The organism is Streptomyces odontomachi, assembly GCF_024435355.1.
GTDB lineage: Bacteria > Actinomycetota > Actinomycetes > Streptomycetales > Streptomycetaceae > Streptomyces > Streptomyces odontomachi.
Map to the genome: position 1 here is coordinate 1 of NZ_JAMJWG010000005.1, position 22,788 is coordinate 22,788.

Genomic DNA, 22,788 nt, shown 5'->3' on the forward strand with positions numbered 1-22,788 from the left:
AGGTGGTGCGGGGGTGGGGCGGACCGAGGGCTCCGGGGGTGCCGTTGAACTCGGGCGTCGCGCCGTTCGGGGTGCCGAAGGGCCGCGTTCGGTGGGGTGGGTGGGTCGGTGCCGCGGGGGTATGTACTCCCCCAGTGCTTAATGCCTGGGAGGTACCCCCATCGGCCGGCGCGATGGTCCTGGACCGTCAGTTCACCGGCACTCGGCGGCGGTCCTGCTGGGGGTACCTCCCACGCCCTCAGGGCAGTGGGGGAGCACATACCCCCACGGCACCTTCCGTCTCAGTCGCGGCTCTCCCCCGGTGGTCGGTTCCTTGCGCTTCCCCGTTCCGGGTGTCGCGCGCAGGCGTATGAGGCTCCATGGGGCCACCGGGGGGCCATCCGGGGCGGGGTCAGGCCGAGTAGCCCTTCGGGGGGATCAGGGTGGCGAGCTGGGCGAAGGAGAGCCAGTAGATCTGGTTGCCGCTGAAGGACGCGGGGTCCGCGATGAGGACGGTGCTGTTGGCGTCGTCGTAGCCGATGACCGTGAAGTAGTGGTAGATCGTCTGGTTCGACGGGTAGCCGGGGGGCTGGTTGCCGGGCGGGGCCACGATGTTGGCGACGATCGGGTAGTTGTTGTCGATGTCGAGGACGACGTCCCTCCAGAGCAGGTCGATCTGGGCCTGCGTGGGCGGGTCGTTGGGCATCTCCTTGGTTTCGTACCAGCCCGTGCCGACGTGGGCGTTGAGGGCGCCGGTGACCTGGCCGATCCAGTCGGTGCCGTTCGTCGTGGTGCCCAGTTCGGAGGCGAGCGCGGACTGGCTGGGCGGTGCGACGCGGGCCGACAACGCGATACGGGTGGCCGCGGGGCCGCACCAGTAGCCGGTCTCCTGGACCTGGTAGTCGATCGACAGGGTGTGCGCCGACTTGGTGCGCACCGCGTCGGCGTGTGCCTTCGTGCCGGGTTCGTTGTGGCCGCTGACCACGGCCGTGCCGGACGTCGAGCCATGGGTGAGTACGGAGACATGGCCGAGGTCGGGGGCGGCCGGGCCGGCCTTCGCCAGGGCCGGGGAGGCCAGTGCGGCGGAGGCGGTGAGGGCGAGGGCGAGTGCGGCGGAGGCCGCGAGTCTCTTGCGCATGGGAGCTCCTGATGCCGTGGGGCGGGGCCTCCGGTGGGGAGGCGCCCGGTGGTGGGGGGTGGTGCCCTTGCGTACGTGCCTTTGCGGACGTGCCTCTGTGCACGTGCTTTTGTCGACGCGTCCTTGCGGGCGTGCCTTTGTGCACGTGCGTTTTGCCGACGCGTCCTTGTGGACGTGCCCTGTGGACGTTTCCTGATGCAGCCGGTGGCCTGCTGCCGGTGGGCGGCAGCGGTCTTGCCCGGTTGGTCTGCGGGTGGTGCTGCGGCGGTCTGGATGTGGTGCTGGTGCGCGGTCGGTGGTGGGGCGTCAGGGGGCGTGGAGTGTTCGTGTGCATGACAAGATACCGGGGAGTAGGGCAAGTGAGAACGGGTCGAGCTGCGCGCCCGGCTCCCGGGTTTCGGGGGGTGGGGGCTCGCGGGGTGTGGTTCGCGGGTTCAAAGGCCCGGTTTGCTGGTGGGGTGGCTGTTCTGGCTCTGCTGTTCCCGGAGGCTTTCCCTGGATGGTGCATCCCGTATGCCCAATAGGCCCCGTATGCTCCGCGGCTGAAAATCCAAGCACGCGTGCTTGTTTTGGTCATTGGTGCATGCCATGCTCCCCCCACACATCGCCGTGTCCGGGGATCCGGGTCCCTTGATTGCCGTCCCCCACCCGTGGACGCGGCGCCGTCGTGAGGGAGCGTGTCGTGGCCGATGCCCTGCCCGTCCGCGTTGCCCGTGTGGTGCGTGGCGGCGACGATGACGGCGCTGACGGGGAGGGCGCCCGGTGAGACCGCCCAGCCCGGCCACCTCCGCGGCCCTGCCGCCTTCCCTGCCGCTGCGTATCGGCAACTTCTCCGGCTTCTACGGAGATCGGTTCGACGCCCTGTACGAGATGTTGACCGGTGGCGCGCTCGATGTGCTCACCGGGGACTACCTCGCCGAGCTGACCATGCTGATCCTCGGGCGCGACCGTATGCGCGACCCGGGGCTCGGGTACGCCAGGACGTTTCTGAAGCAGCTGGAGGGCTGTCTCGGCACCGCGTACGACCGCGGCGTGCGCATCGTGACGAACGCGGGGGGCGTGAACCCGGCCGCGCTCGCCGAGCGGATCCGTGAACTCACCGCCCGGCTCGGTATCCCGGTCCGCGTCGCCCATGTCACCGGTGACGATCTGATCGCGCGCCCCGGCGCCCGCAACGCCCCGGCGGCGCGCGAGGACTGGGGCGCCGGCGCGGTCACCGCGCACGCCTACCTCGGCGGTCATGGCATCACCGCCTGCCTGCGCGCCGGCGCCGACATCGTGGTCACCGGCCGGGTCACCGATGCCGCGCTGGTCACCGGGCCCGCCGCCTGGCGCTTCGGGTGGGACCCCGATGACCCGGGCACGCACGACCGGCTGGCGGGCGCCGTCGTCGCCGGGCATGTCCTGGAGTGCGGCGCGCAGGCCACCGGCGGCAACTACGCCTTCTTCGCCGCACCGGGCAAGGACGGTGGAGCGTCCGGAGCCGACCGGGTCCGCCGACCGGGGTTCCCGCTCGCCGAGCTGCACGAGGACGGCTCCTGCGTCATCACCAAGCACCCCGGCACCGGCGGCTTCGTCGACATCGGCACGGTCACCGCGCAGCTTCTGTACGAGACGGCCGGCGCCCAGTACGCGGGACCCGACGTGACCGCACGTCTGGACACCGTTCGGCTCACCCAGGAGGGCCCGGACCGGGTGCGCATCGACGGCGTGCGCGGCGAGCCGCCACCGCCCACCCTGAAGGTCGGCCTCAACCGGCTCGGCGGCTGGCGCGGCGAGGTCGTCTTCGTGCTGACAGGGCTGGACGTCGACGCCAAGGCCGCCCTGGTGCGGGCGCAGATGGAGGATGCCCTGGTCGGGCGGCGGCCTGCCGTGCTGCGGTGGGAGCTGGCCCGCACCGACCATCCGGACCCCGGCACCGAAGAGGCCGCCAGCGCGCTGCTCCGGCTCGTCGCACGCGACCCGGACGAGGCGGTCGTGGGGCGCGCCCTGGGAGCCGCCGCCGTGGAACTCGCCCTCGCCTCGTACCCCGGCTTCCACGTCACGGCGCCGCCCGTCAAGGGCACGCCTTATGCGGTGTTCCAGGCCGCCTACGTGCCGCAGCAGGACGTGGAGCACGTCGCCGTGCTGCCGGACGGGCGCGAGGAGCGCATCCCGGCGCCCACGGTGACCAGGGAAGTCGATCCGACGCCGGTGCCCGAAGCGTCCGTTGTCCTCGACTCGGTCTCCGACCCGAGCAGGGGGTCCGTGGCCGCGTCGGACGGTGGCCCGGAAGGTGGCGGCGTCACCCGACGTGTCCCCTTGGGGGTGCTCGCCGGTGCCCGCAGCGGTGACAAGGGCGGGGACGCCAACATCGGTGTCTGGGCCCGGCACGGTTCCCACCCGGACCGTACCGACGCCGTCTGGCGCTGGCTGGAGCGCACCCTCACCGTCGACCGGTTGCGCACCCTGCTTCCGGAGTGCGCGCAGCTGACCGTCGTCCGGCATGTCCTGCCGAACCTGCGGGCGGTGAACTTCGTCGTCGAGGGACTGCTCGGCGAGGGCGTCGCCGCTCGGCACCGCTTCGACCCGCAGGCCAAGGCCCTGGGGGAATGGTTGCGCGCGCGGCTCGTCGACGTTCCGGAGGAGCTGCTCGAGGATGTGCCCGAGGAGTCGCTCGGGCGTGAGGTGGCACGACCGGTCGCCGCCCGGTCACGGAGCCGGGGCTCGGCGGCGGCCCCGCGTGCTCCCAGGTCGGCTCCCGTACCCGCTCCCAGGAAACCGTCGGCCGTCTCGTACGCCGCCGAGGAGCCGGTCGCCCCGTGCGCGCCCGAGGAGCAGCCGTGACCGTCCTGACCTCCGCGCTGGACACCGCCGCTCCCGAGTACGCCGCCCGCCGTGCGGTCATGCTCGACAGGATCGCTGAGGTGGACGCCGAGCACGCCAAGGCGCTCGCCGGTGGTGGGGAGAAGTACGTCCGGCGCCATCGTGACCGGGACAAGCTGCTCGCCCGTGAGCGGATCGAGCTGCTGCTCGACGCGGACGCGCCCTTCCTGGAGCTGTCGCCGCTGGCCGCCTGGGGCAGCGACTACACCGTGGGCGCCGCCATGGTGACCGGGATCGGTGTCGTCGCCGGCGTGGAGTGCCTGATCACCGCGAACGACCCCACCGTGCGGGGCGGCGCCAGCAACCCGTGGACCCTCAAGAAGGCGCTGCGCGCCAACGAGATCGCCTACGCCAACCGGCTGCCGTGCATCAGCCTCGTCGAGTCCGGCGGCGCTGATCTGCCGTCCCAGAAGGAGATCTTCATACCGGGCGGCGCTCTCTTCCGCGATCTCACCCGGCTCTCCGCCGCCGGTATCCCCACGATCGCCGTGGTCTTCGGCAACTCGACCGCGGGCGGCGCCTACGTGCCCGGCATGTCGGACCACGTGATCATGGTGGAGGAGCGCTCGAAGGTGTTCCTCGGGGGACCGCCCCTGGTGAAGATGGCCACCGGGGAGGACGCCGACGACGAGTCCCTGGGCGGCGCCGCCATGCACGCCTCGGTCTCCGGGCTGGCCGACCACGTCGCCGTCGACGAGTACGACGCCCTGCGGCAGGCCCGCCGTGTCGTCGCCCGGCTCAACCACCGCAAGGCGTACCCGGATCCACCCCTGGACGGTGTCCGGCCGCCCGTGTACGACGCCGGTGAGCTGCTCGGCATCGTTCCGGAGGACCTGAAGGTGCCGTTCGATCCGCGCGAGGTCATCGCCCGCATCGTGGACGGCTCCGACTTCGACGAGTTCAAGCCGCGCTACGGGAGCAGTCTCGTCACCGGCTGGGCGACGTTGCACGGCTATCCGCTGGGCATCCTGGCCAACGCCCAAGGCGTGTTGTTCAGCGCCGAGTCCCAGAAGGCCGCCCAGTTCATCCAGCTCGCCAACCAGCGCGACATCCCGCTGCTGTTCCTGCACAACACCACCGGCTACATGGTGGGCACCCAGTACGAGCAGGGCGGCATCATCAAGCACGGCGCCATGATGATCAACGCCGTCGCCAACTCCCGCGTCCCGCACCTGTCCGTCCTGGTGGGCGCCTCCTACGGTGCCGGGCACTACGGCATGTGCGGGCGCGCCTATGACCCGCGTTTCCTGTTCGCCTGGCCGAGCGCCAAGTCCGCCGTGATGGGGCCCGGGCAGCTCGCCGGGGTGCTGTCGATCGTGGCGCGGCAGTCGGCGGCGGCCCGCGGGAAGCCGTACGACGAGGAGGCCGACGCGGGGCTGCGGGCCATGGTGGAGCAGCAGATCGAGGCGGAGTCGCTGCCGATGTTCCTCTCCGGACGGCTGTACGACGACGGGGTGATCGACCCGCGCGACACCCGCACCGTCCTGGGCCTGTGCCTCTCGGCCATTCACACGGCGCCTTATGAGGGTGCGCGTGGCGGTTTCGGCGTCTTCCGGATGTGAGGGCACGTAGATGGCGGACGGGGACGCGGACGAGACGGTGGGGGCGGTCGGTATGCGTACGGACGAGGGGGACCGAGGGATCGTGGACGGCGGCGCACCCGTGACGATCAGCTCCGTGCTCGTCGCCAACCGGGGCGAGATCGCCTGCCGTGTCGTGCGCACCTGCCGTGACCTCGGCATCGCTACGGTCGCCGTGCACTCCGACGCGGACGCCGACGCGCTGCACGCGCGCGTGGCGGACGTCGCCGTACGCCTCCCGGGGGATGCCCCCGCGGACACCTACCTGCGGGGCGAGCTGCTCGTGAAAGCCGCCCTTGCGGCCGGCGCCGACGCCGTGCACCCGGGCTACGGGTTCCTCTCCGAGAGCGCGGACTTCGCGCGTGCCGTGCTCGACGCGGGTCTGGTCTGGATCGGGCCGCCGCCGCACGCCATCGAGGCAATGGCCTCCAAGACCCGCGCCAAGGAGCTCATGGGCGTGCCCTCGGTGACGGACCCGGAGCGGTTGACCGAGGCGGACTTCCCGGTGCTGGTGAAGGCCGCGGCGGGCGGTGGTGGGCGCGGCATGCGGATGGTGCGGGAGCCGGCCGCGCTCGCCGCCGAGCTGGCCGCCGCCCGCGCCGAGGCGCACGCCGCCTTCGGGGACGGCACCGTCTTCGTGGAGCCGTACGTGGCGGACGGCCGCCATGTGGAGGTGCAGCTGCTGGCCGACGCCCACGGGACGGTGTGGACGCTCGGCACCCGTGACTGCTCGCTGCAACGCCGCCACCAGAAGGTCATCGAGGAGGCCCCGGCGCCCGGCCTCGCCCCGGACCTCGTGGCGCGGCTGTACGCGGACGCCGAGCGGGCGGCCCGGGCCATCGGCTACCGGGGCGCCGGCACCGTCGAGTTCCTGGTGACGGCGGGTGCGGACGGGGCCGGTGAGGACGATGCCAATGAGGACGATGCCGGTGAGGAAGTCGTGCACTTTCTGGAGATGAACACCCGTCTCCAGGTGGAGCACCCCGTCACCGAGGCCGTCTTCGGGCTCGACCTGGTCGCCTGGCAGATCCGCATCGCCGAAGGCCACCCGCTGGACCGCACCCCGCCGCCCGCGCGCGGGCACGCCGTCGAAGCCCGCCTCTATGCGGAGGATCCGGCGCGTGACTGGGCCCCGCAGGCCGGTGTCCTGCACCGGCTCGCGGTACCGGGTGCCCGGCCCGGGACCGCACTCCCTGGGCGGATGTCGGAACCGTCCGCCCAGGGGCCCGCCGCGGGGCCCGAGGTCGGCCTGCGGCTCGACACCGGGTACGCGGACGGTGACCGCATCGGCGTGCACTACGACGCGCTGCTCGCCAAGGCCGTCGCCTGGGCGCCCACGCGGGCCGAGGCGATACGCCGGCTGGCCGCCGCGCTGGAGCACGCCCGGGTACAGGGTCCTGTCACCAACAGGGAGCTGCTCCTGCGGTCCCTGCGGCATCCCGAGTTCGCCGCCGCCCGCATGGACACCGGCTTCTACGACCGGCACCTCGCCGCCCTCACCGCGCACGCCCTCGACCCGTACCCCCCGCTGGCCGCCGCGTTGACCGCCGCACAGGGCCGCTCCCGCTTCGGCGGCTTCCGCAACGTCCCCTCGCAGGCGCAGACCCGGCGCTACCGGGCCGAGCCCGACGGCCCGACGTACACGGTCCGTTACCGGCACACCCGCGACGGTGTGGCGGCGGACGGCGTCGTGGCGGAGGCCGCGGAGGACGCGGAGGGCGCCTCGGACCAGCCGTCCGAGGGCGCCAGGGACGCCTCTGCCTGGCCCGAGACCGGTGACGTGCGGGTGGTGCGCGTCGCCGCCGAGCAGGTCGTGCTCGACGTCGACGGGGTGCGGCGCACGTTCGACGTCGCCGTGCACGGTGACCGGGTGTACGTGGGGAACACGGCGTTCACCGCGCTGCCCCGGCTGCCCGACCCGGCCGCCCCGGAGCAGGCCCCCGGGTCGCTGCTCGCGCCCATGCCGGGCACCGTCGTACGGCTCGCCGCGAACATCGTGCCCGGGGCGCCGGTGCGGGCGGGACAGCCGCTGCTGTGGCTGGAGGCGATGAAGATGGAGCACGAGATCAGGGCGCCCGTCTCCGGCACCGTCACCGCCCTGCACGCCGCCCCCGGTCACCAGGTCGAGAAGGGCGCCCTGCTGGCCGTCGTGGGTGAGGCGGCCGTGGCCAGTGCGGCGGCCGTGGTGAGTGAGGAGTCGGCTCCGCCCGAAACCCGAGGAGGATCCGTATGAGCAGCACCAGGCCCCGTACCCACGCCCTCCTCGAGACCGAGGAGCACCAGGCCCTGCGCGCCGCCGTCGCCGCACTCGGCAAGCGGTACGGCCGTGCCTACATGAACTCCGTGATAGCCGCCGGGGGCCACCCGGACGAGCTGTGGCGGGACGCCGCGAAGCTCGGCTACCTCGGTGTCAGTCTCCCTGAGGAGTACGGCGGCGGGGGCGGCGGCATCACCGAGCTGTCGATCGTCCTCGAGGAGCTGGGCGCCGCGGGCTGCCCGCTGCTGATGATGGTCGTCTCGCCGGCCATCTGCGGCACCGTCATCGCACGGTTCGGCACCGCGGAGCAGAAGCGCGCCTGGCTGCCCGGGCTCGCGGACGGCAGCCGCACCATGGCCTTCGGCATCACCGAACCCGACGCGGGCTCCAACTCGCACCGCATCACCACCACCGCCCGCCGGGAGAGGAGCACCGGCGACTGGGTGCTCGGCGGCCGCAAGGTGTTCGTCTCCGGAGTGGACGCCGCCGACGCGACCCTGATCGTGGGGCGCACCGAGGACGCCCGCACCGGGAAGCTCAAGCCGTGCCTGTTCATCGTGGAGCGCGCCGCCAAGGGCTTCGGGTGGCAGCGCATCGACATGGAACTGCACGCGGCCGAGAAGCAGTTCGAACTGGTCCTGGACGAGGTGCGGCTGCCCGCCCAGGCACTCGTCGGCGACGAGGACGCGGGCCTGCTCCAGCTCTTCGCGGGGCTCAACCCGGAGCGCATCATGACGGCGGCGTTCGCGATCGGCATGGGCCGCTACGCGCTCGCGCGTGCCGTCGACTACGCCAGGGAACGCACCGTCTGGCAGAGCCCCATCGGTGCCCACCAGGCCATCGCGCATCCCCTGGCGCAGGCCCACATCGACCTGGAGATGGCCCGGTTGATGATGCAGAAGGCGGCCCACCTGTATGACGCGGGTGACGACGCCGGCGCCGGGGAGGCCGCCAACATGGCCAAGTACGCGGCGGGCGAGGCCTGCGTGCGGGCCGTCGACCAGGCGGTGCACACCCTGGGCGGCAACGGGCTCACCCGCGAGTTCGGCCTCGCCTCCCTCGTCACCGCCTCCCGGGTGGCACGCATAGCGCCGGTCAGCCGGGAAATGATCCTCAACTATGTCTCCCACCAGACCCTGGGCCTGCCGAAGTCCTATTGAGACCGGTTGCCGTCACGGGGCCCGTTGCCCTTATGAGGTCGTCAGCGCTGTGGAGGCCGTCCGCGGTGTGCTACGTGGCTGAACCAGTGGCTCCGTTCCACAAGATCCGGCACGTAGAGTTCATCGACGCGGTGCCCTGCGCCGCCGCCGGCACGATCCTCCGCCGAGAACTCAGGAGCCGCCTGTGACCGCACCCGTGACGACGGCACATGAGCGCGGCGTCACCACCCTCACCCTGGACGCCCCCGAGCGCCGCAACGCCCTCTCAGGGGCGCTGCTGGGCGCACTGACGGACGCACTGCACACGGCGGACGCGGACGACGGCACCCGTGCGATCGTGCTCACCCACACCGGCGGCACGTTCAGCGCGGGCGTCGACCTCAAGGACCCGCCCCCACCGGGCGCCTTCCTCAGCCTCTTGCGGCTGCTGCTGACCCTGCCGACGCCGGTCGTCGCCCGGGTCACGGGGCATGCACGCGCGGGCGGCCTCGGACTGCTCGGGGCGTGCGACATCGCCGTGGCGGGCGCGTCCGCCACCTTCGCGTTCACCGAGGTGCGCATCGGGGTGGCGCCCGCCGTCATCAGCCTGCCGCTGTTGCCCCGCCTCGATCCGCGTGCCGCCGCGCGCTACTTCCTCACCGGGGAGGTCTTCGACGCCGCCGAGGCCGCCCGCATCGGACTGCTGACCGCCGCGGCGCCGAACGCCGACACGGCCCTGGCCCCGGTGCTCGACGGGCTGCGCAGGGCCGCCCCCGGGGCACTGCGGGCCACCAAGGAACTGGTCAACGCCAGGGTGCTGCACGCCTTCGACACCGAAGGCAAGGCCGTCACCGAGCTCACCGCCCGGCTGTTCACCGCCGAGGAGGCCCACGAGGGCATGACGGCCTTCCTCGAACGTCGTGACCCCTCGTGGACCTGCACGGGGACGCGGTGACAGCGGCCGACCGCACGCCGAAGCAGGACCGCAGCCGCCTCACCCGGCAGCGGCTGCTGGAGGCCGCCGTGACCTGCCTCGCCGAACGCGGCTGGGGCGGCTCCACGGTGTCCGTGGTGGCCGAGCGCGCCGGGGTCTCCCGGGGCGCCGCCCAGCACCACTTCCGCACCCGGGAGGAGCTCTTCACGGCCGCCGTCGAATACGTCGCGGAGCAGCGTTCCATCGCCCTTAGAGCCCTGTTCCCGCACGGCGCGCACGGCGCACGGGACCGTGCGGCCATAGTGGTCGCCATCGTCGACCTCTATACGGGCCCGGTGTTCCGCGCCGCCCTCCACCTGTGGGTGGCGGCGGCCAACGAGGAGCCGCTCCGGCACCGGGTCGCCGAACTCGAGGCCCGGGTGGGCCGCGAGGCGCACCGCATCGCCGTCGAACTCCTCGGTGTCGACGAGTCACGCCCCGGCGCCCGTGAAACCGTCCAGGGCCTGCTGGACATGGCACGCGGCCTCGGCCTCGCCACCCTCCTCACCGATGACACCCGACGCCGCGAACGCGTCGTCGCACAGTGGGCGACCCTCCTGGACGAGGCGCTGGGGTGAGCCCCACGGCGCCCACCCCGTTGGCTACGCGATCGCCTCGTACCCGGAGACGTCCCGGACGGACCGGGGCCCCGGTCCCACGTACCGGGCGGAGGGCCTGACCAGCCGGCCGGTCCGCTTCTGCTCCAGGATGTGCGCCGCCCACCCCGCCGTACGCGCGCAGGTGAACATCGACGTGAACATGGCCGCCGGCACCTCGGCGAAGTCCAGCACGATGGCCGCCCAGAACTCCACGTTGGTCGCCAGCACCCGGTCAGGACGGCGGGCGTGCAGCTCGGCGAGCGCCGCCTGCTCCAGGGCCTCGGCCACCTCGTAGCGCGGCGCGCCCAGCTCGCGCGCCGTGCGCCGCAGCACCCGGGCGCGCGGGTCCTCCGCGCGGTAGACCCGGTGCCCGAAGCCCATCAGCCGCTCACCGCGGTCCAGGGCGTGCCTCACGTACGCCTCGGCGTCGCCGGTGCGCTCGATCTCCTCGATCATGCCGAGCACCCGCGACGGCGCCCCGCCGTGCAGCGGCCCCGACATGGCCCCCACCGCTCCGGACAGTGCGGCGGAGACATCGGCGCCGGTCGAGGCGATGACCCGCGCGGTGAACGTGGACGCGTTCATGCCGTGCTCGGCGGCCGACGTCCAGTACGCGTCCACGGCCGCCACGTGCTTCGGGTCCGGCTCGCCGCGCCACCGCCGCATGAACCGCTCCGTGATGCTGCCGGCCTTGTCGATCTCCCGCTGCGGCACCATCGGCAGGCCCTGCCCGCGGGCGGACTGGGCCACGTACGACAGCGCCATGACGGCGGCGCGCGCCAGGTTGTCGCGGGCCTCGGGCGCGTCGATGTCGAGCAGCGGTTTCAGGCCCCACACGGGCGCGAGCAGGGCCAGCGCCGACTGCACGTCCACCCGGACGTCACCGGAGTGCACCGGGATCGGGAACGGCTCCGCAGGGGGCAGCCCCGGATTGAACGCCCCGTCGACCAGCAGGCCCCAGACGTTCCCGAACGACACCTTGCCCACCAGGTCCTCGATGTCGACGCCGCGATACCGCAGGGCGCCACCCTCCTTGTCCGGTTCGGCGATCTCGGTCTCGAACGCGACGACTCCCTCAAGGCCGGGTACGAAATCGGACATCGGACGGCTCCTCACTGCCCGCGGACGTAAATGGAACGATCAACGGGCGATCAACAGGCGATCAGCGAAAGATCAAACGGCGACGATCGGGCGGAAACGGTGATCCAACGATCAACCAGGGATCAACCGGAGATCAAGCAGGGATCACGACCATAGGAGAAGGCTATGGTGCGCCGTCCGTGCTCCGGCGCGCGACGGTGCCTCGCCCCGCGCCGCTCGCCCGGGACTCGCCTGGGGGCGGGAAAATCCGTACACGGATTCCATTCGGCACCCTCCCCCGTCCGCCGGCACGGTCCGTACGGCAAGATGACTGCGTGACAGACCGCGCACACCGAGCATCCGACGCCAGCGAGCACGCCACCCCGGACGAGCGGACCGCCGCCGCGGCCGCCGCGGCCGATGCCGCCGCCATCGACGCCGCAGCGCATCCCGAGGTGCCGGTGCCACCGGGCGCCGTCGACCCCGCTGCCATGCGCGCGCACTACCGCGCCGAGGGGCTGGCCGAGCGGGATCTCGCACCCACCCCCATGGAGCAGTTCGCCCGCTGGTTCAAGGAAGCCGCGCAGGTCGCCGAGCAGGGCGGGCTCTACGAGCCCAACGCCATGGTGGTCTCCACCGTCGACCCCGAGGGCCGCCCCAGCTCCCGCACCGTGCTGCTCAAGCAGTACGACGAGCGCGGCTTCGTCTTCTACACGAACTACACCTCGCGCAAGGCACGCGAGCTGACCGCGAACCCGCGCGTCGCGGTGCTGTTCCCCTGGCACCCGATGGCCCGCCAGGTGATGATCACCGGTGTCGCCGCCCGCACCGGCCGCGACGAGACCGCCGCCTACTTCCGCACCCGCCCGCACGGCTCCCAGCTCGGCGCCTGGGCCAGCGAGCAGTCGGCGCCCGTCGCCTCGCGCACCGCTCTCGACCGCGCCTACGACGAGCTGGCCACCCGCTACCCGGAAGGCGAGTCGGTCCCGGTCCCGCCGCACTGGGGCGGCTTCCGGATCGCCCCGGAGACCGTCGAGTTCTGGCAGGGCCGCGAAAACCGCCTCCACGACCGCCTGCGCTACACCCGCACCCCGGAGGGCGCTTGGCGCGTCGATCGGTTGTATCCCTGAGCCGGGCTGCATCCCTGGACTCCGGCCGCATCCCCGAGCCGGGTTCGGTACGGCGTCAAGCAGCGTCAAACGGTTCCCACGGCCGGCGAGTGAGCCGAAGGGCGCGACGGTGTCGAGAAGCCAACCGCGCGGAGGCCCGACGTAGGAGGGCTGAGCACGGTTGTCGTCTCGACCCCCGGCTGATGGGGGTACCTCCCGCGCGAGCAGGTTCGAGCGTGGGGGAGCCCGGAGGCGAACCGAGCTTTGAACAAAACAGCACAACCCGCGAGCCTGGTCCCTCCGCCGGGGCGGAGGGAGCCGGCCGGACGTTACCGGCGGCTCGCGGGTTGGGTGACTGTGTGGAACTGGCCGGCTGCGCTCCACCACTACGTGGCGGGTGTGGGTCTTACCCCACGCGCGCTGGTCCGGCACCGCACAGGAGTGTGATGTCGGGCCGCTAGCCCGCAGTCACCTCTCGCGTCCGGTTGTCATACATCTGCCGAACCACCTCCTTTCCCGAGTGCTGTCAGCCTACGCACGCCCCCGCGCCGTGCTCAAGCATTTATTTGTCCTCCTGCCGCACCCGCCGCCTGCGCCCCGCCGCCACCGCCCCGCCAAGGCCCCGCTCACCCGGTGCGTCGCCCTGCGCCCGACCGCGCTACCCGCGTCCCGCGCAGCTTTTCCGCTCCACGAGCAGTTGTTCGGGGAGCGGGATGAGGGCCATCATCAAGGGCGGAAGAAAAGGTGTGTGCCATGGCTGAGCTGCCGGAAGTGCCGGATTTTCACGTTCCAATGATTTTCCAGGAACGGCATGTGGGCTCCGTCACGTTCGAGTTGAATGACCTGGAGTGCCCGTGCTTCACGCACGCCCACTCCGCGCACTTCACCCATCCCATCAGCCGGCAGGGGGTACCCCGGTGAGTGCTTCCCGGCGCAGCGAAACCACCGACGAGCTGGGGCCACCCGATCCCGGGCGGGACGGGGCGGACCTGCTCGCCGCGCTGCTCGACGGCATGGACGCGGCCCTGTGCGCCTTCGACGCCGAAGGCGTGGTGACGCACTGGAACCGCGAGGCGGAACGGATACTCGGCTGGAGCGCTGCCGAGGCGGTCGGCCGGCACGGCTTCTCGGGCTGGGCGGTGCGGCCCGCGGACGCCGAGGAGGTGCAGGGCCGGCTGCTCGCGGCCATGCGGGCGCCGGGCCGCCAGGTGCACGAGTTCGCGCTGCTGACCAAGGACGGCGGCCGGGTCCTCGTCCGCACCCAGTCCGCCGCCGTGCGGGGCGCCGACGGGCAGCCCGCCGGGGTCTACTGCGCCTTCAGCGAGGTGCACGCGCAGATCGACCTGGAGCGTTCCATCGCGCTCAGCGAGGCGCTCTTCGAGGACGCCGCCTGGGGCGTCGTCCTCGTCGACGCCGACCTGCGGCCCGCCGTCGTCAACAGTTACGCGGCCCGCGCCCTGGGCTGCGGCCGCACCGCCCTGCTGGGGCGTCCCCTGGGGGAGTGGCTCGCGCAGGGCGTGGAGGAGCTGGAGAGCGCCCTGACGCATGTGCTCGCCGAGGGCGCACCGCCCGCACCCGCCGAGATGTGGGTGACCCTGCGCACGCCCGAGGGGGAGCGGCGGCGCTGCTGGCGCAGCGGGTTCCTGCGGCTTGCGTCGCCGCTCGCCGAAGAGCCGGTGCCGTTGGGCGTCGGCTGGCTCTTCACGGATGTGACGGAGCCCAAGCAGGCTGCCCAGGAAGCCGCCCAGCTGCGGTTCCGTGCCAACCAACTGCACCGCGCGGCCCGCGCCGCCGCCGAGTGCGAGGACCCGGCCGAAGCGGCCTCCGTCCAGCTGGACTTCGCGCTGGCGGGCTTCGCCGACCACGCCCTGATCGACCTGATCACCTCGGGCGGCGGCTTCGTGGGCCACGGCCCGCACGAAGGCCACGGGCACGCCCACGGTGCGCACGACGACGGCCCGGTGCGGCTCGTCCGGGCCGTGGCGACGCCGTCCGGTGCTCCGGGCCCGAGCGTCCCCGCGGGCGGCGCCGGGCTCCCGGTGCGCTACGGCGCGGGACATCCCGCGTTGCAGTGCGTGGAGCGCGAGGGGTCGGTACGGGCGAGCGCCTGCGCCCAGCACGGCCGACCGGGATCGGGCCACGCGGGCGCCCGCGGCGGCGCCGCCGGCTCACCCGGCTCACCCGGTTCCTACCGCTCCGAGCCCTCCGACCGCTCCACCGGCGCCGGGCGCCCCCCGGCGGACCGTTCCACCGCCTCCGGAAACGCCTTCGAGCCCGGGTGGGCGGCGGAGCGGCAGTGGCCCGACGATGCCGTACACGCCCTGTGCACGGCGCTGCGCAGCCGGGGCAGGACCCTGGGCGTGGTGACGTTCCTGCGCGGCGCGAGCCGCCCACCGTTCGACCGCGCGGACGCGATGTACGCGGAGAGCGTCGCGGTCCGTATCGCCGCGGCGCTGGATCTCTCGCGGGTGCTGGACGGCGGCGGGATGGCGTGACGGGCGCGTGGCGTGGGCGGGTGGCCGAACGGCCTGAGCCGGCGGCCCGGGCCTGAGCCGGCGGCCCGGGCCTGAGCCGGCGGCCCGGGCCTGAACCGGCGGCCCGGGCCTGAACCGGCGGCCCGGGGCTGAGCCGGCCGGCCGAACGGCGGCCCGAGCGCGCCGTGCCCGGCCGGGCGCGTGCCAGGCCGGGCGAGTGGCCGATTGAAACCAGCCAGGTCGATGTGCTGCTTTGCACGTGGTTCCGCCGGGTCCACGGGGTTCTACGTGTCCCGCGGAGACGTACGGAGACATACAGGGATGTACGGGGACGTACGGGGGCGCCGGTGGGCGGGATCAGTGCTGGTGGAAGATCCGGTCCCGGTACTCGTTGAGGATCTGCTCGTTCCACTCGCGGCCGCCGTCGACGTTGGCCGAGCGGAGCAGCGGTGGCTCGATGCCGCGCTCGGCGAGCGCGCCCGCCGCGGTGGCCACCGCGGCCTGGAGCAGGGCGCTGGTGACGACGGTGGACGCGGGGGCGAACGGCGCCGGGATGCCCTCAAGGGTGAGTTCCGCGTCGCCGACCGGGATCCCGCTGTCCAGGACGACATCGCAGTGATCCTTGAGGAAGGTGCCCGAGGCGTGCCGTGAGCTGGTGGCGGTGGCGTAGCCGACGGAGGTCACGCCGATCACTTTCAGACCGCGCTCACGGGCCTTCAGCGCCATCTCCACGGGCAGCGCATTGCGCCCGGAGAGCGAGATGACCACCAGCGCGTCGCCGGCCCGTACCGGGCTCACGCCCAGCACCGCGTCGGCGAGCCCGTCGACGTGCTCCAGTGCGGAGCCGAGCGTGGCCGGCCTGACGTCGACGCCGACGACCCCCGGCACCACGAGCAGGTTCATCACCGCAAGGCCGCCGGCGCGGTAGACGATGTCCTGGGCGGCGAGCGAGGAGTGCCCGGCGCCGAAGGCGAAGAGCCGGCCGCCCGCGGCCACCGTGTCGGCGAGCAGGGAACCGGCCGCCTGGACGGCGTCGGCGCCGTCGTCGCGTACCCGCTCCAGCAGCGCGATCGCGGCGTCGAAGTACCGGTCGGCCAGATTCCTGTCGCTCATCCGCGCAGTCCCTTCGGGTCGGGAGGTGACGCCCGCGTGTCCGGATGTTGCTGGAACCGTCGTCCGGATCTCCACGGTCGGGCTGTCCGGATCCGTTCCGGACCCACGGGGTCTGGGCGACGTCAGGGGGCGCCCCGGGCGGATGCCCGACCCCGTGCGTGTCGCGAGATCCCCTTGCGTGATCCTGGATCCCCTGGCACGTCCCTGGATCTCCTGGCAGACTCCTGAGATCCGGAACCTCCCAGTCCGAGAACGGGCCGGATACGTGCTTGGCCCTGGGCGCACCATGGCGCACCCCGCGGTGTGCCGCGGATCACGGTGCGGTCTGGACCAGTGTCCTGTCAACCGCTGGACTCGCCACGCCCGGCGCGCATTCTGCCGCCGTGCGGTCTCCCGTCCCTGGCCTGTGCGGGTGCCGGCACGAGGCTCGGGTGCCTGCCATAGGCCCGGTTGTCCGTGGGATGCGTCAGAATTGAGTGGGGCCAGGCGACACCCCTGGTTGGATCGCCAGCGGGGGCAGGCACCAGAGCCACGAGCCAAATCGAGGGGCACGTATGTCCGGACTGATCGACACCACGGAGATGTATCTCCGCACCATCCTTGAGCTGGAAGAGGAAGGTGTGGTCCCCATGCGCGCCCGCATCGCCGAGCGACTGGAGCAGAGCGGCCCCACGGTCAGCCAGACCGTGGCGCGGATGGAGCGTGACGGCCTGGTCGCCGTCGCCGCCGACCGTCACCTGGAGCTGACCGACGAGGGCCGCCGGCTGGCCACCCGCGTGATGCGCAAGCACCGGCTCGCCGAGTGCCTGCTCGTCGACGTGATCGGCCTGGAGTGGGAGCAGGTGCACGCGGAGGCGTGCCGCTGGGAGCACGTGATGAGCGAGGCCGTGGAGCGCCGCGTTCTGGAGCTGCTGCGCCACCCCGCCGAGTCGCCTTACGGGAACCCGATTCCGGGCCTTGAGGAGCTGGGCGAGAAGGACCTGGCCGCCGACCCGTTCCTGGACGAGGGCATGGTCTCCCTCGCCGACCTCGCGCCGGGTTCCGAGGGGAAGACGGTCGTGGTGCGCCGTATCGGCGAGCCGATCCAGACCGACGCCCAGCTCATGTACACGCTGCGGCGTGCGGGCGTGCAGCCCGGCTCGGTGGTGAGCGTGACGGAGTCGGCGGGTGGCGTCCTGGTCGGCAGCGGAGGCGAGGCCGCCGAGCTGGAGTCGGACACCGCCTCCCACGTCTTCGTCGCCAAGCGCTGACGGCTGCGAGTGGGCCACCCGGCCCCTTGCTGATGTCGTTTGCGCTCGCGCGCGGCCACCGGCATGACGGCTGTCCGACGTGTCCGGTGGGGTTACCCGCCGTACGCTTCCCTGTGCAGAGGGGATCCGCGCACCGGATGCAAAATTCAACCATTTCTGTACGCGGAACTACAGCGTTTCGTCGCTGAGCGTGCAAGGCTGTGGGGCAGACAGAGGCATATGCCCTCATGGGCTGTCTCCGACTGAGCTGAGTACGCGAGGGGTTCGGTGGGCACGGGTGGTGCGTGACCTGGCCTGCCATGGGGCCACGAGCCTGGGCTGTCGCCACGTCCAGGATCGGGCCGTCGTGTGGCCTGAAGTAGGGGGCGTGGGGCGTGCCGTACGAGTGTGGAAGGGCGGTGGGCGCGCGGGCGGGGCGCGGCGCCGACCTGTCGTCGCAAAACCAGAGGTCCCGGCGCCGCTGGGCGCCGGGACCCATCCTCCCCAGTGCTGACCCGGAGCCCCGAGCTCTCAGGGTCAATCCCCTCGGACCGATGTCCCCGAGCGGTCCGCCTCCCGCTGAAGATCTCCCCTCGGCCGCGCCGATCAATCCCCGTGTGCGGTCACTCGAACGAGGGGTATTGACGCCGCCAGGCCGAATTTCGAATACAGGTTCGATAATGTGCGAGTGCTTCAGGCCTGGATCCATCAGGTGTTCTGGGGCTTCCCGGTGCTCCAGGGCCGCCCGGTGCTCCGGGGACCACGGTACGTACCACTGCACGGACCACGGCACGTCGGCCGCTGACACAGGGGGTGCTCATCGATGGCACGGCGCATCGATGTCAAGGGCGTAGGTGGCGTCCGCCTCGCGGCGTGGGAGTTTGGCGACCCTCCCGAGGGCGAGGACACCGCCCATGCGTCCGGCCTGCTGTTACTGCACGGGTTGATGGGGCGCGCCTCGCAGTGGGCCAGCACGGCTCGCTGGCTCTCCGCTCGGCATCGCGCGGTCGCGCTCGACCAGCGGGGACACGGCCGTAGCGGCAAGCCCGCCGAGGGCGCGTACCACCGCGACGCCTACGTCGGCGACGCAGAGGCCGCCATCGTCCAGCTCGGCCTCGCCCCTGCCGTCGTCATCGGCCATGCCATGGGAGCGCTGACCGCCTGGCAACTCGCCGCCAGCCGACCGGACCTGGTGCGCGGCCTCGTCCTCTACGACATGCGGGCATCCGCGCTCGGCGTCGCCTCCCAGCGGGAGTGGGAGGACTGGTTCAGATCCTGGCCGGTGCCCTTCGCGACGCTCGCCGACGTACGCGCCTGGTTCGGCGAACAGGACCCCTGGCTGGAGCGGCCCAACCCGGCACGCGGCAGCTACTACGCCGAGGTGATGGCCGAGGCCGACGACGGCTGGCGTCCGGTCTTCGAACCCGCCCACATGCTCGCCTCCCGGGAGACCTGGGTGTACGAGGCGCACTGGGAGGAGCTCGCCCAGGTGACCTGCCCGACCCTCGTCGTCCGGGGCCCCGACGGCGAGTTGGGGCGCGCCGAGGCCCAGGAGATGGTCCGCGTCCTACCCCGCGGTGCCTACGCGGAGGTCCCCGACGCGGGCCACCTCGCCCACTACGACCAACCGGACGCCTGGCGCGCCGCCGTCGAACCGTTCCTGGAGGGCGTCCTCACGGCGTGAGGACGCCGCCGCCGAGGAAACGCCCTCATGGGCCCTGGGGACGCATGGCCCTGGGGACGCCCCAGGGCCGTGGTCGTCACCCCTTGTCGACTGCCGTCAGGATCTCCGGGAGCCGGCGTGCCATCACCGGGGCCGCGGTGCGCAGGCCCACGATGGCGGCGGCTGCGCCGTAGACCGCGCCCAGCGGGAGTACCAGCCAGCTCAGGTCGGTCGCGTCCGCTATGTGCAGGCCGATCGTGGTGCCGATCACCGGTGCGCAGAGCAGGGCGGAGGAGAACATGCCGCCCAGGATCGAGAGGCCGCTCAGCGCGCCCTGCCCGGGGGCGACGTTCTTGTAGCCCTCGCGCGGTATCGAATAGGGGAAGCGGACGGAGGACCAGGCGCCCGTCGCAAGGAGCGCGCCGAGCAACGCGTAGGACAGGCCCAGCACCTCCGGCAGGGCATGCCACTTGCCGACGATGGCCGTGGTCACGACGGTCACCAGTGAGGCGTACGGAACCGTGATGAGGATCAGGGCCAGGGCACGGCCGCGTAGCTCCTGGAAGGCTTCGCGTGTGTCGGACACCGTCGTCGCGATCATCCAGAACGCGGAGGAGTCCTGCCCGAACTGGTTGTACATCTGGATGCCGAGCATCCCGGAGGCGAAGCAGGCGAAGTAGACCGAGCCCTTGTGCTGCACCACGTTGAAGACCGGCACGATCAGGCCGATCACCAGGGACGTCACCCACGCGGCCTTGGTCTTCGGGTCGCGCCAGATGTAGCGCAGGCTGCGCTCCATGACGGTCCCCACCCGCCCGGCAGGCAGCAGGCGTGCCAGGCCGGAGGTGCGGCCCGAGTGTTCCCGGGTGTTCTCGGCGGCGCCGATGGTGGAGCCGTCGGGCGCGGTCATCAGCTGCGTCATGTGACGCTGCCACACGTACAGCAGGGCGAGCAGCGCGAGCACCGCCAGCGCCAGCTGGGCGGCGGCCGTGCCGTACGCCCCGTCCCCCACCGCGTCGACCGCACCGAGCGCCGAGGCGGGCGGGATCCAGCGCACCACGTCGGCGGCCGGGTCGAGCTTGCCCACACCGCCTGCGGCGCCGAGCCGCTGGGCGCTGAAGTTCACCACCTGGATGCCGACGGCGATGATCAGGCCGCTGAGCACCGCGAGGTCGCGGCCCTTGCGGGAGGTCAGCAGCCGGATGTTGGCGACCGCGACGGTGCGCGCGAGCGCCACGCAGACCAGCAGGGTCAACACGACGGCGGGCACCGCGACGATCGCCGCCGCCACCCCACGCGCCACCGCGATACCGGACCCGACCAGCAGGCAGAGCGTGAACAGCGGGCCGATACCGATCAGGGATGCGGCCAGCAGGGCGCGGATCAAGGGGTGCGGGCGCAGCGGCAGCATCACCAGGCGGGTCGGATCGAGGGTCTCGTCACCGCTGGGGAAGAAGAGCGGCATCACCGCCCAGCCGAGTGTCAGCACCGCTGCCAACAGCACCACGACGGTGGCGGCGTGCGCATTGCCGTGCAGCAGGACCAGTCCGACGAGTTGCAGCGCGGCGAACAGCAGCACCACGGCCATGCTGACGAAGTAGACGACCCGGCGCCCCGCCGACCGGCGCAGGCCGTTGCGGAGCAGGGACAGCTTCAGCCGGACCATCACGGGGGTGAGCGCTCCCCCGGGGACGCCGGTCACGGGCGGTCCCGCCACCGGGCTGAGGGCGTCGGCGGGCGCGGGCGCGGTCATCGGGTGCCCCCGCCCAGCCAGTCGAGCGAGTCGCCCGTGTCGCCGCTCTGGGCGCCCACCAGCTCCAGGAACGCCGCCTGGAGGGAGGTGGCGTCGCCGCGCACCTCGGCGAGCGGGCCGTGGGCGCGGATCCGACCGGCGGCCATCACCGCGACCCAGTCGCACAGCGACTCGACGAGCTCCATCACATGGCTGGAGAAGACGACCGTCCCCCCGGTGGCCGTGTAGCGCTCCAGGACGCCGCGGATGGTCTGGGCGGAGACCGGGTCGACGCCTTCGAAGGGCTCGTCCAGGAAGAGCACCTCAGGGTTGTGGAGGAGGGCGCAGGCGAGACCGATCTTCTTGCGCATACCGGTCGAGTAGTCCACCACCAGCTTGTGCTGGGAGCCGGCGAGGCCGAGCACATCGAGCAGCTGGGTGGCCCGCTTGTCGACCTCGGAGCCGGGCAGACCGCGCAGCCGGCCCGTGTACCCGAGCAGCTCGCGGCCCGAGAGTCGCTCGAACATCCGCAGCCCCTCGGGCAGCACCCCGATCCGCGACTTCACGTCCACCGGGTCCCGCCACACGTCACGGCCGACGATCTGCACCGTGCCCTCGTCCGGCCGGAGCAGGCCGGTGATCATGGAGAGCGTGGTGGTCTTCCCCGCTCCGTTGGGCCCGACCAGGCCGATGAAGTGGCCCGCGGGGAGGTCCAGGTCGATGCCGGCGACCGCGGTCTGCTGCCCGAAGCGCTTCCACAGGCCCTGGACGCGCACCGCGAGCGCGGACCCGGACGCCGCGGAGCCGCCGGGTCCGGACACCGGGTGCTCCGCCTGGTCAGCGGCGGATGGCGCGGTGGCCGGATCCTTCGGTTCGGTGGCGTCGGGAGCTTGTGTCGCCCCGGACGCCTCCGCCGGCCTTGGCACGTCAGGCTCCGGGGGTGTGCCCGTGCCGTCCGCCGCGGCCGGCGTGCTCGTCTTGCCTGCGGTCCTCGCCGGCTCTCCGCCTGTCACCGGATCGCCCCTCCCCGTCGTCGTTGCCTCGCTCGATGCACGATACGGGGTTTGCCCACAGCGCCCGAAAGCCTGTGGATAACGTTGCCGTGGACAGAGGGCCTGTGGATAACTGATCGGGCTACGACGGATCTGCGCATAATGGGGAAGATCCGCGGAGGGCCGGCGGGGCCTTCGTCAGAGGCGGGCCTCGCGCCCGCAGGCGTAGGCGAGTGGGGCGAAGAGTTCCGTCACGTCCGGCAGCCAGCGGTTCGCCGTGGTCGGGTGGCAGACCCACTGCACGACGCCCCGGCCGCCGTACCGGGTCGGCGGCGCCGGGACGTAGCCGCCTTCGCCGAGCGCGGTCAGGTCGAGCCGGCCGGACCCCCAGCCGGCCTGCCGCAGCAACCCGGGCAGCTTGGCCGCGGCGCCGGGGAGGACGAAGAAGTGCAGACGGCCCAGGGGGGTGCGGGTCACGGGGCCGGGCGTGAGCCCCATGCGCTCCATGCGGGCCAGCGCCAGCAGCCCGGCGGTCTCCGGCACGTCGAGCGCGTCGAAGGTGTGTCCGGTGGGCAGCAGCACCGACGCGGTGGGGCGCTGCTCCCACATGCGGCGGGCCACGATCGGGCTGCCGGTCGCCTCCGACGACCAGTCCTCCCGCGCGGGGTGGGCGCCCGGCGCGGGGCAGGCGGCATCGCCGCAGGAGCAGCGCTGGGTGCCGTCGGCCACCTCCAGCCAGGTGCCGGGGAGGACGTCCCAGTGACGTTCTTCCGCGTAGCGTGCGGCCGTGTCCAAAAGGGCGTCGTCGTATCGCTGGGGGAGCGGTGAGGGAGTCCGGCGGGTCATGGGTGGGCTGGTCCGGGACT

Annotated in this window: 17 protein-coding genes; 11 read left to right on the forward strand and 6 right to left on the reverse strand. The window is 72.6% G+C overall.

Features of this window, described 5'->3' with window-relative positions:
• Window positions 1–391 precede the first annotated feature (391 nt).
• On the reverse strand, window positions 392–1,117 hold the full coding sequence (locus NQO67_RS12905; protein WP_255950047.1) for a C39 family peptidase: 726 nt from the start codon (window positions 1,115–1,117) through the stop codon (window positions 392–394).
• 762 nt (window positions 1,118–1,879) lie between these two features.
• On the opposite strand from NQO67_RS12905, the gene NQO67_RS12910 reads away from it, so the two are divergent.
• The 6 genes from NQO67_RS12910 to NQO67_RS12935 all read left to right on the forward strand — a co-directional run bounded on the left by NQO67_RS12910 (window position 1,880) and on the right by NQO67_RS12935 (window position 10,509).
• The gene (locus NQO67_RS12910) at window positions 1,880–3,943 is read left to right on the forward strand and encodes an acyclic terpene utilization AtuA family protein (protein WP_255950048.1); all 2,064 of its coding nucleotides are present in this window, start codon (window positions 1,880–1,882) and stop codon (window positions 3,941–3,943) included.
• Window positions 3,940–5,544, forward strand: a complete 1,605-nt coding sequence (locus NQO67_RS12915; RefSeq protein ID WP_255950049.1) for an acyl-CoA carboxylase subunit beta — start codon at window positions 3,940–3,942, stop codon at window positions 5,542–5,544. The genes NQO67_RS12910 and NQO67_RS12915 overlap by 4 nt, the downstream gene beginning before the upstream one ends.
• A gap of 52 nt (window positions 5,545–5,596) precedes the next feature.
• The gene (locus NQO67_RS12920; RefSeq protein WP_255950373.1) at window positions 5,597–7,795 is read left to right on the forward strand and encodes an acetyl/propionyl/methylcrotonyl-CoA carboxylase subunit alpha; all 2,199 of its coding nucleotides are present in this window, start codon (window positions 5,597–5,599) and stop codon (window positions 7,793–7,795) included.
• The gene (locus NQO67_RS12925) at window positions 7,792–8,979 is read left to right on the forward strand and encodes an acyl-CoA dehydrogenase family protein (RefSeq protein WP_255950050.1); all 1,188 of its coding nucleotides are present in this window, start codon (window positions 7,792–7,794) and stop codon (window positions 8,977–8,979) included. Before NQO67_RS12920 ends, NQO67_RS12925 begins: the two co-directional genes overlap by 4 nt.
• A gap of 184 nt (window positions 8,980–9,163) precedes the next feature.
• Window positions 9,164–9,913: an enoyl-CoA hydratase family protein gene (locus NQO67_RS12930; RefSeq protein ID WP_374118975.1), complete on the forward strand. Its 750-nt coding sequence runs from the start codon at window positions 9,164–9,166 to the stop codon at window positions 9,911–9,913.
• Window positions 9,910–10,509, forward strand: coding sequence for a TetR/AcrR family transcriptional regulator (locus tag NQO67_RS12935; protein WP_255950052.1), 600 nt, complete (start codon window positions 9,910–9,912; stop codon window positions 10,507–10,509). Before NQO67_RS12930 ends, NQO67_RS12935 begins: the two co-directional genes overlap by 4 nt.
• Window positions 10,510–10,533: 24 nt before the next feature.
• Here NQO67_RS12935 and NQO67_RS12940 read toward each other — a convergent pair whose 3' ends face one another.
• A complete protein-coding gene (locus tag NQO67_RS12940; RefSeq protein ID WP_255950053.1) occupies window positions 10,534–11,631 on the reverse strand; it encodes a citrate synthase 2 in 1,098 nt (365 codons plus the stop codon).
• A gap of 470 nt (window positions 11,632–12,101) precedes the next feature.
• Between NQO67_RS12940 and pdxH the strand changes: the two genes are divergently transcribed.
• From pdxH to NQO67_RS12955, 3 genes are all read left to right on the forward strand, one after another.
• Entirely contained in the window at window positions 12,102–12,740 is a 639-nt protein-coding gene (gene pdxH, locus NQO67_RS12945) for a pyridoxamine 5'-phosphate oxidase (RefSeq protein WP_255950374.1), read from the forward strand.
• 732 nt (window positions 12,741–13,472) lie between these two features.
• Window positions 13,473–13,640, forward strand: coding sequence for a hypothetical protein (locus tag NQO67_RS12950; protein ID WP_255950054.1), 168 nt, complete (start codon window positions 13,473–13,475; stop codon window positions 13,638–13,640).
• Window positions 13,637–15,214 carry a PAS domain-containing protein gene (locus NQO67_RS12955; protein ID WP_255950055.1) on the forward strand — a complete coding sequence of 526 codons (1,578 nt, stop codon included), beginning with the start codon at window positions 13,637–13,639 and terminating at the stop codon, window positions 15,212–15,214. The genes NQO67_RS12950 and NQO67_RS12955 overlap by 4 nt, the downstream gene beginning before the upstream one ends.
• A gap of 336 nt (window positions 15,215–15,550) precedes the next feature.
• On the opposite strand, the gene NQO67_RS12960 is transcribed toward NQO67_RS12955, so the two are convergent.
• The gene (locus NQO67_RS12960; RefSeq protein ID WP_255950056.1) at window positions 15,551–16,306 is read right to left on the reverse strand and encodes an SIS domain-containing protein; all 756 of its coding nucleotides are present in this window, start codon (window positions 16,304–16,306) and stop codon (window positions 15,551–15,553) included.
• Between the two features lie 554 nt (window positions 16,307–16,860).
• Between NQO67_RS12960 and NQO67_RS12965 the strand changes: the two genes are divergently transcribed.
• Together NQO67_RS12965 and NQO67_RS12970 are read left to right on the forward strand one after the other, a co-directional pair.
• On the forward strand, window positions 16,861–17,556 hold the full coding sequence (locus NQO67_RS12965; RefSeq protein ID WP_255950057.1) for an iron-dependent transcriptional repressor DtxR: 696 nt from the start codon (window positions 16,861–16,863) through the stop codon (window positions 17,554–17,556).
• 802 nt (window positions 17,557–18,358) lie between these two features.
• Window positions 18,359–19,219 (forward strand): alpha/beta fold hydrolase, encoded by an 861-nt coding sequence (locus NQO67_RS12970; RefSeq protein WP_255950058.1) that lies wholly within the window; start codon window positions 18,359–18,361, stop codon window positions 19,217–19,219.
• A 76-nt stretch (window positions 19,220–19,295) separates the two neighbouring features.
• Here the strand turns inward: NQO67_RS12970 and NQO67_RS12975 are convergent, their stop codons facing one another.
• From NQO67_RS12975 to NQO67_RS12985, 3 genes are all read right to left on the reverse strand, one after another.
• Window positions 19,296–20,951 (reverse strand): transporter, encoded by a 1,656-nt coding sequence (locus NQO67_RS12975; protein WP_255950059.1) that lies wholly within the window; start codon window positions 20,949–20,951, stop codon window positions 19,296–19,298.
• The gene (locus NQO67_RS12980) at window positions 20,948–21,751 is read right to left on the reverse strand and encodes an ABC transporter ATP-binding protein (RefSeq protein WP_255950375.1); all 804 of its coding nucleotides are present in this window, start codon (window positions 21,749–21,751) and stop codon (window positions 20,948–20,950) included. The genes NQO67_RS12975 and NQO67_RS12980 overlap by 4 nt, the downstream gene beginning before the upstream one ends.
• 369 nt (window positions 21,752–22,120) lie before the next feature.
• Window positions 22,121–22,768, reverse strand: a complete 648-nt coding sequence (locus NQO67_RS12985) for a bifunctional DNA primase/polymerase (RefSeq protein WP_255950060.1) — start codon at window positions 22,766–22,768, stop codon at window positions 22,121–22,123.
• Window positions 22,769–22,788: the final 20 nt, after the last annotated feature.